The sequence below is a fragment of the Dokdonia sp. genome (genome assembly GCF_039945015.1).
Lineage (GTDB): Bacteria > Bacteroidota > Bacteroidia > Flavobacteriales > Flavobacteriaceae > Dokdonia.
In genome coordinates, this window is sequence record NZ_JBDUXP010000030.1 from 248,857 (window position 1) to 263,982 (window position 15,126).

15 protein-coding genes are annotated in these 15,126 nt (G+C 33.9%); 6 read left to right on the top strand and 9 right to left on the bottom strand.

Annotated elements, in window-relative coordinates; all coding sequences use genetic code 11:
• Nucleotides 1-100: 100 nt before the first annotated feature.
• The 4 genes from ABJD27_RS20890 to ABJD27_RS20905 all read left to right on the top strand — a co-directional run bounded on the left by ABJD27_RS20890 (nt 101) and on the right by ABJD27_RS20905 (nt 3,777).
• Complete coding sequence (locus tag ABJD27_RS20890; RefSeq protein ID WP_348164087.1) at nt 101-898, top strand: LytTR family DNA-binding domain-containing protein; 798 nt, start codon at nt 101-103, stop codon at nt 896-898.
• Nucleotides 895-1,983 carry a histidine kinase gene (locus ABJD27_RS20895; RefSeq protein WP_348164090.1) on the top strand — a complete coding sequence of 363 codons (1,089 nt, stop codon included), beginning with the start codon at nt 895-897 and terminating at the stop codon, nt 1,981-1,983. The genes ABJD27_RS20890 and ABJD27_RS20895 overlap by 4 nt, the downstream gene beginning before the upstream one ends.
• Before the next feature lie 185 nt (nt 1,984-2,168).
• The gene (locus ABJD27_RS20900) at nt 2,169-2,747 is read left to right on the top strand and encodes a hypothetical protein (protein ID WP_348164093.1); all 579 of its coding nucleotides are present in this window, start codon (nt 2,169-2,171) and stop codon (nt 2,745-2,747) included.
• A gap of 19 nt (nt 2,748-2,766) precedes the next feature.
• A complete protein-coding gene (locus ABJD27_RS20905) occupies nt 2,767-3,777 on the top strand; it encodes a LuxR C-terminal-related transcriptional regulator (RefSeq protein WP_348164096.1) in 1,011 nt (336 codons plus the stop codon).
• A 12-nt stretch (nt 3,778-3,789) separates the two neighbouring features.
• Here ABJD27_RS20905 and ABJD27_RS20910 read toward each other — a convergent pair whose 3' ends face one another.
• On the bottom strand, nt 3,790-4,176 hold the full coding sequence (locus ABJD27_RS20910; protein ID WP_348164099.1) for a cupin domain-containing protein: 387 nt from the start codon (nt 4,174-4,176) through the stop codon (nt 3,790-3,792).
• Between the two features lie 127 nt (nt 4,177-4,303).
• On the opposite strand from ABJD27_RS20910, the gene ABJD27_RS20915 reads away from it, so the two are divergent.
• On the top strand, nt 4,304-5,686 hold the full coding sequence (locus tag ABJD27_RS20915) for a TlpA disulfide reductase family protein (protein WP_348164101.1): 1,383 nt from the start codon (nt 4,304-4,306) through the stop codon (nt 5,684-5,686).
• 10 nt (nt 5,687-5,696) lie between these two features.
• On the opposite strand, the gene ABJD27_RS20920 is transcribed toward ABJD27_RS20915, so the two are convergent.
• The 6 genes from ABJD27_RS20920 to serS all read right to left on the bottom strand — a co-directional run bounded on the left by ABJD27_RS20920 (nt 5,697) and on the right by serS (nt 11,888).
• Complete coding sequence (locus tag ABJD27_RS20920; protein WP_348164104.1) at nt 5,697-6,119, bottom strand: thioesterase family protein; 423 nt, start codon at nt 6,117-6,119, stop codon at nt 5,697-5,699.
• The gene (gene mgtE, locus ABJD27_RS20925) at nt 6,119-7,468 is read right to left on the bottom strand and encodes a magnesium transporter (RefSeq protein WP_348164107.1); all 1,350 of its coding nucleotides are present in this window, start codon (nt 7,466-7,468) and stop codon (nt 6,119-6,121) included. The genes ABJD27_RS20920 and mgtE overlap by 1 nt, the downstream gene beginning before the upstream one ends.
• A gap of 52 nt (nt 7,469-7,520) precedes the next feature.
• On the bottom strand, nt 7,521-8,402 hold the full coding sequence (rsmA, locus tag ABJD27_RS20930) for a 16S rRNA (adenine(1518)-N(6)/adenine(1519)-N(6))-dimethyltransferase RsmA (RefSeq protein ID WP_348164110.1): 882 nt from the start codon (nt 8,400-8,402) through the stop codon (nt 7,521-7,523).
• Nucleotides 8,402-8,710, bottom strand: coding sequence for a DUF4286 family protein (locus ABJD27_RS20935; protein WP_348164113.1), 309 nt, complete (start codon nt 8,708-8,710; stop codon nt 8,402-8,404). Before ABJD27_RS20935 ends, rsmA begins: the two co-directional genes overlap by 1 nt.
• Before the next feature lie 24 nt (nt 8,711-8,734).
• Nucleotides 8,735-10,507: a hypothetical protein gene (locus ABJD27_RS20940; RefSeq protein ID WP_348164116.1), complete on the bottom strand. Its 1,773-nt coding sequence runs from the start codon at nt 10,505-10,507 to the stop codon at nt 8,735-8,737.
• A 106-nt stretch (nt 10,508-10,613) separates the two neighbouring features.
• On the bottom strand, nt 10,614-11,888 hold the full coding sequence (gene serS / locus ABJD27_RS20945; RefSeq protein ID WP_348164119.1) for a serine--tRNA ligase: 1,275 nt from the start codon (nt 11,886-11,888) through the stop codon (nt 10,614-10,616).
• Nucleotides 11,889-12,103: 215 nt separating this feature from the next.
• Here serS and traF point away from each other — a divergent pair, with 215 nt between their 5' ends.
• Nucleotides 12,104-12,718, top strand: coding sequence for a conjugal transfer protein TraF (gene traF / locus ABJD27_RS20950; protein WP_348164122.1), 615 nt, complete (start codon nt 12,104-12,106; stop codon nt 12,716-12,718).
• Between the two features lie 7 nt (nt 12,719-12,725).
• On the opposite strand, the gene ABJD27_RS20955 is transcribed toward traF, so the two are convergent.
• Nucleotides 12,726-14,177, bottom strand: a complete 1,452-nt coding sequence (locus ABJD27_RS20955; protein ID WP_348164125.1) for an HTTM domain-containing protein — start codon at nt 14,175-14,177, stop codon at nt 12,726-12,728.
• Nucleotides 14,178-14,190: 13 nt separating this feature from the next.
• Nucleotides 14,191-15,126, bottom strand: coding sequence for a bifunctional riboflavin kinase/FAD synthetase (locus ABJD27_RS20960; RefSeq protein ID WP_348164128.1), 936 nt, complete (start codon nt 15,124-15,126; stop codon nt 14,191-14,193).

The following is a 15,126-nucleotide window of genomic DNA, read 5'->3' on the forward strand; positions in this document are numbered from 1 at the left end:
TAGCATACAATAGCGTCTTTATATCAAAAAATAGTTACTTCACATCAAAATCTACTATTTTAAAACATAGTATCTTTAATTGCCCACTTACTATACACGCATGCATCAAGAATCAAAACATATCGATATTTTAATTGCAGATGATGAAGCATTGGCTCGCAAACGCATTGTTAAGTTTTTGTCTGAAAGCAATATAGACTGTTCTTTTACAGAAGCTTCAAGCGGAAAAGAAGCACTTACTTATATCAATAACCAGAAAATAGATCTTGTTTTTTTAGATATAAAAATGACTGATATGAATGGTTTTGAGCTACTAAAACAACTCCCTGAAGAAAAAATTCCTATCATCATTTTTGTCACTGCATTTGATGTCTTTGCAGTACAAGCTTTTGAAGTACAGGCTATTGATTTTTTATTAAAACCTTATAAAAAAGATCGCTTTTATGAAGCGCTTGATCGTGGATTAAAACAACTTAAATTAGAGCAACATACTATCTTTCAACATAAAGTTTCAAGGTTAATTGAGTCTATGCAAGATATTGATCATCTAGAATCTAAAAATCATATAGACACCCTTGTATTAAAGTCTAAAAAGAAATATTACTTCCTACAAGTAAGTGATATTAAATATATAAAATCTGCTAGTTATTATGCAGAGATTTACACAAAAACAGATGAGCGACACGTGCATAGGATTTCTATGACAGATCTAATAGCTAAGTTAGATCCTACTATGTTTTTTAGAGTAAATAGATCGGTTATTGTACATAAATCCTTTATTCAAGAAGTTATAAGTGAAGGCATAGGAGATTATAGTGTTATCATGAATGACAAGGTCTCTTTTGTACTTTCAAAAAAATACAGATATGAATTCTTAAAACGTATGGGTATAAAATGAGTATTCAATCTCAAAATAAGATAGACAAAACGCTATTAAAATATGTCCTTCTATTCTTTGGAGTCGCTTTTTTAATTTCTGGCTTTGGTAGTTTTATAGGAAAAGGAATAGGAGTTGCATATGCTAGTTATAGTTGGGGAGGGCTCTTTATAAATCTAGTGATGCGTTATGTCTCAAAGTTTATTTTTATTCTATTAGGTATTTACATTGTTCAGTACTTATATACTAAAGGAATAAAAAATTGGATAGGACTTGCTATACATGCGTTGTTTGCAATAGGGTTGACTTTTTATTCTATCTATTCACAAATGCTCATATCTAATTGGTTTTTAGGCACAGATGATATTATCACCTGGAATTATATTTATACCAGAGCAATTCTAGGAACAGATTATAACTTCTTTTTATATTTCTCTGTAATAGCGATTGTATATGCATATAACTTCTTTAAAAAACAGAAAGATTATAAAATACAAGAGTCTATTTTAAAAGCACAATTATCAGATGTCAAAATGAGTGTGTTACAATCACAACTACAGCCTCATTTCCTGTTTAATGCTCTTAATGACATTTCCTCATTAGTAGATATACACCCAGAACATGCCCAAGATGTAATTGCCGATTTAAGTGATATGTTACGACAAACACTACATTTAAAAAACACAAAATTTATTACTATTCAACAAGAAACTGCGCTATTAAAAAAATATCTCACATTAGAAAAAATACGTTACCAAGAAAAGCTTGAATTTGACATACAATTTTCAGAAAACATCGCTACTTGTATGGTTCCACCATTACTTATACAACCTATTGTTGAGAATGCTATTAAACATGGGTATTCCTATGCACACGATTTCTTAAAAATCAATGTCGTTATAAAAAAAGAAAAAAAAATGCTTTGTATAGAGATAACAAATAACGGTGCTTCTCTAGACACCTCATCTATTACCTATGGCACAGGATTAACAAATACACTTGCGCGTCTTGAAACATTATATCAAGAAGATTTTAGTTTTGAATTTGTAAATAAAAAACCGAAAGGAATCTTCACTTCCATAAAAATTCCAATACTTGAGAAGTAAGCTATTTAAAGAATCGCACTCTTTTAATAATTCTAATTTCTAACAAAAAACGACTACAAAGATAAGAATAGCAGCATGTAAGACTTTTCTAAACCTTTTTTAGTACCTTTTTCAAACCTTAATTTTTAGGGTTCATCAATTGATGAACATAGATTTGTATCATACAAATTCTTAAAATTCTCATCATGAAAAAAGCAATCGTACAGTTATTCATTCTTCTCTTTTGTTTCACTGCTAGTCAGCAATCTTTTGCTCAAAAAAAAAATAAAAAAACTTCAGGAAAAGCAATTATAGCAGATACGTTCTATTTTGAAACACCTAATTCAAAAGAGAATATATTCACATATGAAAAAGGAACTGTTATAGACAGTATTTTGTTTACTCCTAAAGTTACGGTTACATCACTTTTTAGCTCTGAGGAAACAGATTTTTCTTTAACTCGATCTATCACACTTTCTGATAATTCAGGTTCAAAATCAATTCCTATAGAAATAAGTTCCGGTTCTCCAGAGTTTTTATTATCCATAAATTGTAACCTTAAATCTGGGACTCTTAATGTCGAAATCTATGACCCAAAAGGAGCTAAAAGAGGAAACTTCTCAGTAAAAGGAAGTGGTCATAGCAATGATAAATCTGGTTGGTCAGAAACGGTTGGAGGTGTTATCAATAAAAGATACAGAAGCCCTCTAGAAGGAACGTGGACAATTAAATTTATATCAGAAAAAGTCTCAGCAGATATTTCAATAAACACAAAGGTAAAATAACATCCAGCAATTCTTCTTTATGAAATTAGCTTTCACCTTTTTATCTTATCTATATAGCTTCTGTCTTATCTCTTTTGTAGCAATAAGTCAAAATGCGCAGGAAGTTTCTGCAATAAAAGGAAACTTTGTTTTGGACACAACCCTATGGGAGTCTAAAGCATACCTTTCTCATATTCCAACATTTAACGAGATGTACACCATCTCAAAAGATATGATCATTGCAGAAACATCTATAGATAGTAATGGGGATTTTGAGTTTTCAACAAATTATTTTCCAGAAAGAGAACAACTATATCGTATTCATTTTTCTAAAAAAGGAACTCCCGTAGCGTCCCTTATTATTGGTGGTCCAGAAGAGAATCATTTTTTTGTTATTGCAAGCAAAACCAAAGGCGTTTCTCTTCAAGGATATTCTGATCAATTCCCTTTTAGTAAGGTCGCTGTATTACATTCTCCAGCAACTGGCTGGTTAAAACAAGTAGATCTTATTGCTAGTTATGTAGATAGCACACAGCATGCAGGGTCTCAATTAAAAAGAGAATTTATTGCTACAGGTGTTCATGAAAAATTACGCAATCTAGCAGATACCCTTTCAGAGCCACTCCCCTCTTTATATGCATTATATAGAAGTAATTATAGGCAACATGCTATAGAACGTCCTGATTTTTATAAAGCATATTTGAAAAAATGGAAGAAAGAAGATTCTGCATACTTTACTATATTTCGTAAAGAACTTCCTATTCAAAAAGAAATCTCTCCTTTATGGATCTACAGTCTATTAGGAATTTTCTTTTTCTTAATGGGAATTTACGTAACCAAATGGCACTTAAAAAAGAACCATAAAGCTTCAAAAAAACTTCAAAAATTAAGCGTTCAAGAACGTAAAATATTTGATCTTATAAAATCTGGATTTTCTAATAAAGAAATATCAGAACAACATAACATAGGCGTAAGCACCGTAAAGTCTCACGTAAGTAATATCTACGGAAAATTACATATCAAATCTCGTAAAGAGGCTATGGATTATTAAACAGTAAAACCTTTATATTTTAGGGTATTCTGTTTGTGTTTTTGCATGCTGAACTTCTCCTGTATGGGCAGTATTTTGTTTTTCAAAAAGCAAGAGATGTACTTCTTCTCCTTCTTTAGTCGTAGGGCAATGTTCAACGCCTTTAGGAACGACAATAATCTCTCCTTCGTGTACAATTTCTGACCATTCTTTTTCAGGGTTTCCGCTTTCGCGAAAGCGCATTTCTAATACGCCCCTTTGTACATAAAAAAGTTCATCTTCATTCTTATGACTATGCCATACAAACTCACCAGATATTTTAGCAAGAATCACTTGCATATCATCTACAACAGCGATTTGATGAGGGTGCCACTGTTTATCAAACTTGGAGAACTTTTCTTTAACATTAATAGACTTCATAAGCAATGTATTCTTTTTTATACTAAGATATTGATATTTAAACAGAAATTCCCGTTACATAATTAAGTAATTAATATAAAATTGATACATTGAACTAGATTTCAAATCCTATAATTCTTTAAATCCTATGAAAACAAACATCTTACTACTAGCTGCATTTGCATTATGCATTACATCCTGCGATAAAAAAGAAAAAGAAGTCGAAAAAGAAATAGACTACGCCATCTTAAGTGGAACCTTACAAAACATAGGTGATGAAAAAGCTCGATTCTATAATAGCTCTGGGTCTTCGAGCACATTAGACATTGCTTCTGACGGAACATTTACGGATACTATATATTTATCTGAAGATGGTTATGCAAGTTTAAGAGCTGGTTATATGGGTTTAAATTTCTTTTTATCAAAAGGAGACCACGTGGTGTTTTCGGCAGATGTAGCGTCTCCAGATACGCCAGCGATCTTTTCTGGAGAAAGTTCTTCTATTCAGAACTATTTGGCAACAAAAGAAAAGAAACAGCAAGAACTAACAGGTGATTTTGAACTGTTTTTTGGTCAAGAACCTGAAACGTTTTTAAGCGCAATTACAACACTTGCAAAGGACCAACATACAAGTCTTGAAGCTATCCCTTCTTCAGAATCTTTTAAAAAGATAGAGAAAAAAGCAATTGCATTAAGTCAAATGGATTTAAAAGTTAATTATGCTGGATATCAAAAATACCTAGCAGAAGGAGAAGATGTTGTTCCTGAAGAATTTCTATCAGAATATACTGCTTTAAATAAGGACAGTGAAGAAGATGCAAGACAATACAAGGTTTACAGAGATTTAGTGATGTCTGATATTATGAACACCATTGAAGAAAAAAAGGATTCTGTCACACCATATCTAGAGCAAATAGTAAACGAATTAGACACTTATAAAAGCCCTACTATTAAAGATTATGGCATCGGTAATATGCTATTCTTATATAGCCCTAGTGAAGGTGATGTACATACAATGAAGGATAGATTACTTGCACTATCTTCAAAAGAAAAAACAAAAGAAAGTATCATAACTCGTTATGACAAGATAAAAACACTGACCAAAGGGCAACCTTCGCCTACATTTAATTATGAGAATTTTAAAGGTGGAGAAACCACTTTAAATGACCTGAAAGGAAAATATGTATATATAGATGTATGGGCTACTTGGTGCGGACCTTGCATTGGAGAAATTCCATATCTAAAAGAATTAGAACACAAATATGAAGGAGAAAACATAGAATTTGTGAGCATCTCTGTAGATACTAAAGATGATTATACAAAGTGGAGAAATATGGTAACCAAAAAAGAACTTGGTGGCACGCAACTTATGTCTGATAATGCATTTAGTTCTGCATTTATAGATGCATATGCGATTAACGCTATTCCTAGATTTATTATCATAGATCCAGAAGGTAATATTGTAAATGCAGATGCAACCAGACCTTCTGATTATACTATAGAATCAAAAATAGATGCTTTATTAAAGTAACAGAAAATGGTTAAAACAATATGTGTATCTCTTCGGGGATACGCATTGGTTTTGCCTCTGGCATTTTAAGTAAACACCAATTTGTCACAGCAGTAACCAATAGTTTTTGATCTTTCTTTCGAGTAATCGTTGTATGACGCTCAGAGCGTACACCAGACATTTTTTCTACAAAAGTGCACACAATTAGCTCTTCGCCTTCTAATGCTGCTGCTTTATATGAAATATGATGATCTAGTACCACCCATGCCATCTTCTTAATCCCAATACGTTCTTCTTGGGGATCTTCATCTTTAAAATAAGTTGCTGTAGCTTGATTCCAGTGTTTTGAAGCGGCAGTTTGTACCCAATCTAGATATACAACGTTGTTTACATGTCCCATAACATCTATAGCAGATGAAGGAACAATAAGTGTATATTCAAATGAATTAGACATTAAATACCTAGAATTAATTTTGCTATCCAGAGATAGATCAAAATTCCAAAAATATCATTGCTAGTTGTAATAAAAGGCCCTGTAGCAATCGCTGGATCAATCCCTCTTTTGTCCAAAAATAAAGGGATAAAAGTTCCTATAATTCCTGCAACTATAATTACTACAAAAAGAGAGATAGAAATAGACAATGCATAATCAATAGCATCTTTCCAACCCCAAACAAAAAAGAAAAGCACAATAGATAACGCTAAGCCATTAAGCATAGCCAAAAGCATTTCTTTAAGTAATCTATTTGCAATGCTTCCTTTTACATCATCGTTTGCAAGTCCTTGTACAATAATAGCACTAGACTGTACTCCTACGTTTCCTGCCATGGCAGCAATAAGCGGTGTAAATAATAACAATATATAATGTTCTTCAAGCACTTTTTCAAAGCCTCCCATAATGGCAGCAGCACCTACACCTCCTAATAACCCTAAAAACAGCCAAGGCAATCTTGCTCTAGTAAGTTCTATAATGCTATCATCTGCCTCTACCTCTTGTATAATACCCGCTGCAAGTTGATAATCTTCCTTCGCTTCATCACGTATAAAATCTACAATATCATCTATGGTGATACGCCCCAAAAGCTTATGTTCATCATCTACAACAGGAATAGCTTCCAAATCATATTTTTGCATCAAATTTGCCACATCTTCCCCTTCATCATTTACATGAACGGAATCTACTTTTGGAATATAAATTTCTGAAATTTTTGTTTTTGTATCAGAAGTCAATAAGTCTTTAAGAGAGAGGCGGCCTATAAGTACATCCTCCTTGGTGACCACATAAATAGAATGTACACGTGTTACCTCTTCGGCTTGACGGCGCATTTCTCTTACACAACCAGCAACAGTCCAAGTTTCTTTTACTCTAATAAGCTCTTTTGCCATAAGACCTCCTGCAGAATCTTCATCATATTGAAGCATCTCACGGATATCGGCTTTATGCTCTTCATCCTCGATTTGCTCAATAACAGCTTCTTGAATTTCTTCATCCAGCTCTGCAATGGCATCTACCGCATCATCGGTATCCATCTCCTCAATCTCTTCTGCAATTTCCTTAGGAGTAAGACTATCTAGTAATCGCTCTCTTACATCCTCATCGAGTTCCATGAGTGCTTCAGAAGTTGTCTCACTATCTAGTAAGCGCAAAAGATATACCGCTTCATCCCAGTTTACCTCATCGAGAATCTCTGCAACATCGGCATGGTGCATATCTTCAAAAAGAGCTAGCAAAGTGGTATCATTACCATCTTTGATATGATTTTTAAGATCTTCTAATAGTATGTCTGAGATTTCAAATGCCATACTTTTCCTTGGTACTATTTCTGATTTAAGAAGCCACAAATATAAGGAAACACTATTCTATATCCGATGCAATATCACTTGTTAGTGTTATGAAATCATGAACAGATAGTTGTTCAGGGCGTTTATTAAGAATTTCGCTTTCGCGAAAGCGATCACTTAACCCCATCCCTTTTAAACTATTACGCAATGTTTTACGACGTTGTTGAAACGCCATTTTTACCACTTTAAATAACTGTTTCTCATCACAACCTATCTCTTGAAAGTTTTCTTTACGACGTAATCTAAGAACCCCACTATCTACCTTAGGTGGAGGGATAAAAACAGTTGGAGGTACTGTAAACAGGTATTCGGCTTCATAAAATGCTTGTACGAGCACCGACATAATACCATAGGTTTTACTCCCGTGTAAAGCACAGATACGTTGTGCCACTTCTTTTTGAAACATCCCTGTAAATTCAGGGATACGTTCTTTATTTTCTATGGTTTTAAATACAATCTGCGTAGAGATATTATAAGGGAAGTTTCCTGTAATTGCAAAAGGAGTTTCAGAAAAAAGATCATCTAAAGGGTACTTTAAAAAATCGGCTTCTAGTACTTGAAACTTATCAGGACTACTTATTTTTTGCTCTAACTTAAAAGAACTATTTAAATATGCAATAGATTCTCTATCGAGATCCATAGCAATAAGATCAATAGGTTTCTCTAGAATATACTTAGTTAACACGCCTGTTCCTGGTCCTATTTCTAGGACTTTAGAATAGCCTTCTAGTGTAAGAGTATCTCCTATTTGTTTTGCCACATCTTCATCTCCCAAAAAATGTTGTCCTAGGTGTTTTTTTGCTGTAACTCCTTGATCACCATGATTAGATTTTGAGTGTGGTTTATCGAATTTCCTCTTTGTTTTCGACTTTGAATTTGAATTTTTTCTACCCATCAATGCTGGCTTATTACTTCCAGTTCTGTTCTAAAAGCTACAAATTTTCCTGCAAATCGATTGCTCTCTCCTCGTAATCGTTCGGCATCTTCATCATAATAAGATTGCAGGTGTTCTTTACTAGGGCAGCCATACTGTACCGAATACGTAACCCCTCCCATATCTTCTTCTATAAGAACTTTGGTCATCAAGGCTTTTACAAATTTACCCGTTGCAATCATATCTGGAATATGCTCTTGTTGCATCCAAGCAAGCCATTCTTGTTCTATAGAGGTTTCTATATTTATAGTGACATTGTATATAATCATAGGTAAATTAAAGAAATTGTATACTTAATTAATTGCATCTCCTCGAAGTGCTCTAAATCGTTTTTGAGCTTCGACATAGAAAATGCTATCTGCAAAATCAAAGATAATACGTTCGTAGTTATTCTTAGCTTTTTCTGGTTGTTGTAAAGGGCCTTCGTAGAGTTTTGCTAATCGATAATAGGCATCATCTGCGAGAATACCGTCTTTATAAAAGTCTATAATGGTGATGTAATTTTTTTCTGCTTTCGCGAAAGCGGACTTCTCCTCATACAATAGTGATTGTGCAAGTAAGGCTTCATCTTCTATGCTCTCGCCTTTATGTTGCTCTAGAATCTCATCATACAATTTTATAGCTTGTTCTGATTTGTTTTGATAACTCAGTAGATCTGCTTTTGCATATTTTTTGAGAGCCGTTTGTAATGTATCTTCCTGAGAATTATCTCGTATCATCAGTAATAACTCTAAAGCATCATTTGCTATAAGTTGTGTCGCACTAGATTTTAAAACATTGAGCTGCGCTTCTGCCCAAGAAAAATCTGTTTTATAATAACTTGTTCTTGCTACTTTAAAACGAGCTTCTTGTGAGATCACACTGTTTTTAATTTTATTCTGAATCTGAGAATAGTAAATAAGTGCTTGATTAAACTTTTCTTCTAGCACAAGAATATCTGCAAGCTCCATTTTAATCCTTGCATCATTAAAGCGGTTTAATGGCTTCTTTACACTTTGTTTTAAAAAGGTTGCTGCCTCTCCAGCCGTTCCAACATCAAAAGCTAAAAAATGCGCATAATCTATCTGAATGGCTACTGTTAGGCTATTAATTCCATATTGTTCAAGCAATGCTTCATAGCGTTTTCTGATAGTTTCTTCCTCTGTGGTAGTTGTTGCCTTTTTAATAGCTATTTGCAATAGTTGCTTTTCTGCCTCTAGTTTTGTTTCATCATCTACAACAACTTCCTTAATATATTCTAGAATTTCCTCTGCTTCGTCTAGTGCATTTGCTTCTATTGTAATTTCAGCAAGATCTATAACGCCATTAATATTACCATCGGTACGTTTATAGATTGCCTTTTCTTGAATAAAGGCTTTTTTATATTGTTTTTGTTGGATAAAGAGCCAGCTTAGCAATTCATTATAAATAATGTTTTGCTCACTTTGAAGGCGTTTGAGAAGTAGTTTTCTAAAAATAACATTAGCGTCATTTGTAGGGTCATCTGTTACGAAGAGTGCAAAATTACGTTGAGCAGAAGCGACATATGCTTGGTTCTGATTTGCCAAATTAAGATAGCTATTAAACATCTTTTCTATCTCGCCTAATTCTCCATAAATACGTGCAAGTTGTCTATTAAAATTGCTGTTGGGATTTGCTATCATTCCAAACTCATAAGCCATCACTGCTTCTTCCAAAAGGTTATGGTCTTGAAGTGCTTTACCTACGCGATACGGACTTGTCATACGATCTTTTACAAGTTGTATGGCTTCTGCGTACTTTGTAGTTGCTAATGAGTCTTGTTCCTGTAATTGATGGTTATACCCTAACTCAACAAGTAACAATCCTTTGTGTCTTGATTGCTCTATTCTTCCTTCTATAAGTTCTTTGACAAGGTCATATTTTTCTAATTGCTGGTATGTTTTTACAAGACCAACAAGTAATACACTGTTATTAGGTTGTGCTTTTAGTGCTTTTTGATATGAAATAGCTGCCTTCTCAAGTTGCCCTTGGTCAAAATAATTACGAGCAAGTTGTTCGGTTTGCGCTTTCGCGAAAGCGCATATACCAAAAACAAGTATCAGCATACATATAAATCTCTTCTTCATGCTCTAAAGATACAGAAAAGCCCCCAACCCTAAATCCCTTCCCCCAAAGGGAGAAGGGACTTTTAACATTATTTTGTAAAAATTTTTAATTTATCATTTCAAATCCGCAATAAGGCACAAGTGCTTTAGGGATTTTAATACCTTCTGGAGTTTGGCAATTTTCAAGAATACCAGCAAGTACACGTGGTAATGCTAGTGCGCTTCCATTAAGAGTATGTGCCAGCATTTTTTTACCCTCTTTATCCTTAATACGAAGCTTTAAACGATTCGCTTGAAAAGTTTGAAAGTTTGATACAGAACTAATCTCTAACCATCGATCTTGTGCTGTAGAAAACACTTCAAAATCATAAGTAAGATGTGCTGTAAATCCTAAATCACCTCCACATAATCTCAATACACGGTAGGGTAACTCAAGTTCGTCTAGTATTGTTTTTATGTGATCTACCATACCATCTAAGGCTGCTGCTGAGTTATCTGGATGCTCAATACGTACAATCTCTACTTTATCAAATTGGTGTAATCTATTTAATCCGCGTACATGTGCTCCATAAGATCCTGCTTCACGACGGAAACAAGGCGTATATCCTGTACACATAATAGGCAAATCACTTGCACTGATCATATCCCCTCTAAACATATTTGTTACAGGAACTTCTGCCGTAGGAATAAGGTATAGATCATCTGCAGTCGCATGATACATTTGTCCTTCTTTATCTGGCAACTGTCCTGTTCCATATCCAGAAGCTTCATTTACAAGATGTGGCACTTGATATTCTGTATATCCGGCTCCTGTATTTTTATCTAAAAAATAGCTGATCAACGCACGTTGTAATCGAGCTCCTTTTCCTTTATAAACAGGAAAACCAGCTCCTGTAATTTTAGTACCTAGTTCAAAATCTATAATATCATATTTCTTTGCAAGCTCCCAATGCGGCTGTGCTCCTTCATGTAATGTTGGAACATCGCCTTTACGGAATATTTCTTCATTATCTTCATCTGAGTTTCCTTCTGGAACACTCTCATGAGGAATATTAGGAATTGTATACAATAACTGTTTTAGCTCTTCGCTAACAGTATTTAACTGTTCTTGCAATACTTTAGACTGATCTTTTAATCCTGCTGTTTTCTCCTTAAGCAAGTTTGCTTTTTGAGCTTCTCCATTCTTAAAAAGGATTCCTATCTCCTTAGAAAATTTATTACTATCTGCTAGTATTTCATCTAGTTTTGATTGTGTTGAACGACGTGTATCATCTGTAGCAAGTACTTGATCTAGTAATGCAGTGGCTACATCTAAATTTCTTTTTTGGAGTGCTTTTGCAAAAGCCTCTTTGTGTTCTCTTATTTGAGCTACTTCTAGCATGATAGGTATATTTTAAGATGGCAAATTTAAGGAATAACTGAGAACTAAGGGGGTCTTTTTTGTAAATGAACATTCTAATTTATTTTACATAAATTATTTTATGTCATTTTAATCTATTTATACCTCTAACAGTAATTCATGAATATAAAAAAGAGGCCATTACCACATAATCAAAAGTTTTACATACATTTAGAGAGTACTCTAACCTATTTGTAATGAAAGCTGTATTATTCTTTTTTCTCTTTATAAGCGTGTCTGTATTCTCACAATCCAAACCGATTACATTCAAAGCGTCTGAAGAAAATAATAAATTAGTGTTTATATGTACCAATAATAGCAAAACGAGTTATGATGTTACATTAACACTCACTAAAAAGAAAGGACTCGCTGGATACACAAGACCTATCACAAAAAAAGTAGCACCAGAAACCAATTTAGTTTTTGCTTCATTATCTATTAAAGGTTCTTATTCTTATAGCTACTCTACATCTTATAAAAAATCAAAAAAGACAAAAAAAGAATTGCAAGATATTGCACAGAAAAAAAAAGAAGCTGTTCTTAAAGATCTTGCCAAAATAAACACGGGTATTGTTGTTTTTGATAAATCTGACTGCCCTAGATGTCAGCGATCTACTGCCTATTTACTAGACAATAATATTAAGTTTAAGCTCTTAGACGTTTCTAGTAATAATGAAAATAATCGTTTGATGTGGTCACTTTTACGTGCAGAAGGAGTTACAAAAGAGATTTTAACTCCTGTTTTCTTAGTAGATGGAAAACTTTCCTATAGCCATGAAGATTTAAATGGATTTTTAAAGAGCTTAAAATAAAAAACAACTATTCTTTATCTAGATAATCTTCACTATCTAATACCCACTCTGTATGCCCCCATGGATTCCAAGAAACTGTAGTTAAGTCTACTTTCGGATCTATAAGTCTACGTAGTTTTCTTCCATTTACTTTAACACGACAACTTGCAAATACAGCAACGTCTTGTCCTTTTTCTGCGTACTCTTTTTTAAGGCGTTGCGCAAATTGCCATATAACATCTGGTTTTGTACGTATGGTACGAAGCTGCCTTTTAGATAAATACTCATGAAGCTTTACGGTTGTTTTTTTCTGAGTGGCTTTATCTAACACTGTAAAGTACGTAGCGCCTCCCTTGGTACGGAGCATCATACGCCAACTTAACCTATGCCCTTCTTCTGTCCATAATACATCATCTTGAATAAATCGGTGTCTTGAAGGCAATGCTATTTGAAGTATAAGATAAGCGCCTATAACTATAATTCCTACAGTACGTAGTTTAGGCAACCGCATCTCTTGTTTTCCGTCGTAATATGGTTTCAGCGTTTTTCCTCTTAAGACTATATAACTAACTGCCTTTAATGGGTAAAAAAATAATTTTGATTTTTGCGAAATACATAAGAAAATACGTCGAGTCTTCTCCTGTTTTTTCCCTTTTAAAAAAATACGATGTATAACTTCTGAAGGGAAGAAAAACAGTGTAAATGCCAGTGACATATACGGGAAGATTCCTATTTGAAATACAATAGAATTAAAAAGATGAAAAAATATAGAAATTCCAAATGCCCATTTGCGTGTTTTTTTCCAAAGCAATGCTGGAATGACAAGTCCGTCAAAAAGAATTCCAACATAAGCCACTACCCAAGGAACCCATGGCAATTGTAAAAGATCGCCTATAAGCCAGTACTCTTTCCGTCCTTGCATTAATAACCTAGTTGCTGTACCATCAAGCCAGTCTGGATATATCTTTGCTATAGATGCATAGGTATATACAATCCATAATTGAGCTATAATAAGAATAGGCACCCATCTTGGCATACTTTGATCTCTGATCGCAGGATTCTTTTTTGCATCAAAAGAAAAGGACGTATGCGCTGGTAGCAAAGCCATAATCCATAACAATAACATCAATAAATAATAGTGATTATTATAGGCTGTTTTTTGCATAAAGTACACGGCACTCCACATTATAGCATATCCTATAATGGCAAATCTGTATTTATAGCCTACCATTACCATATACCCAAAGATGCCCATGATCACAAAATAAACATACATCTGTAGTCCTGTACCAGGAAAGGTTTGTAAGAAATCAAATCCAATAAAATTAAATGTAAAATCGGGATCTACAAAAATGCGTCGCACCCATCCAGTTGCAATAGCTCCCCAAGCTTCTAACATAATTAACAACCCAAAAAAAGCTCTAAATAATACCAAAGCACTATTATCTACACGCGAGAAAAGGACGTTATTTAATTTCATGTGTTCTTATATTTTAATCAGGGATAGATTGTATATAGTTTCTAGAAAAAACCTCATCTTCTTGCATTGCCTCTATAAGCACCTCGACAGAATCAAAATTCTTTTCTTCACGAATGGGGCATAAGACTTCTATAGACAAGTACTTTCCATATAAGTCTGCGTCAAAATCAAGAAAATAAGTTTCTATCGTTTGATCCAGACCTCCTACTGTTGGATTTGTCCCAATATTCATCATTCCATACACTAAACGTCCATCAATTACCGATTGTACTACATAGACTCCCTGTCCAGGAATAAGCTTATAGTCTTCAGAAATCTTAAGATTTGCTGTAGGATATCCTAATGTTTTTCCTAATTTTTTACCGTGTATTACATCTCCTTGAAGCATAATAGGGTATCCTAGATATCTATTTGCTTTCTGAATATCCCCTTCTTTTAGTGCCTTTCTAATTTTTGTAGAGCTTATGGCAACATCTTCTAATTCTTGTTTTGAAATCTCTTCGACTTCAAAACCAAACTGTATTCCAAAACGTTTTAAATCTTCAATATCTGCGTTGCGATTACGACCAAAACGATGATCATATCCTATAATTACTTTTTTGGCTTGTAATGCATTTACTAATATTTCTTCTACAAAATCTTCTGCATGCATACGAGAAAAATCTACTGTAAAAGGATGTACAACCAAGTGATCTAATCCTAAAGTGTCAAGTAATGCGCCTCGCTCATCTATCGTATTTATAAGCTTAATATCTGCATCTTTTTGCAACACCATACGAGGGTGTGGGAAAAAAGTAAGAACTGCCGATTCCCAATCGTTTGCTTGAGCACTTTCTATAAGTCTAGAAATTATCTTTTTGTGTCCAACATGGACACCATCAAAAGTTCCTATAGTGACTACCGTCTCTTTTTTACTTGTAAATGTATGTGCGCTAGAATGTGTCTTCAA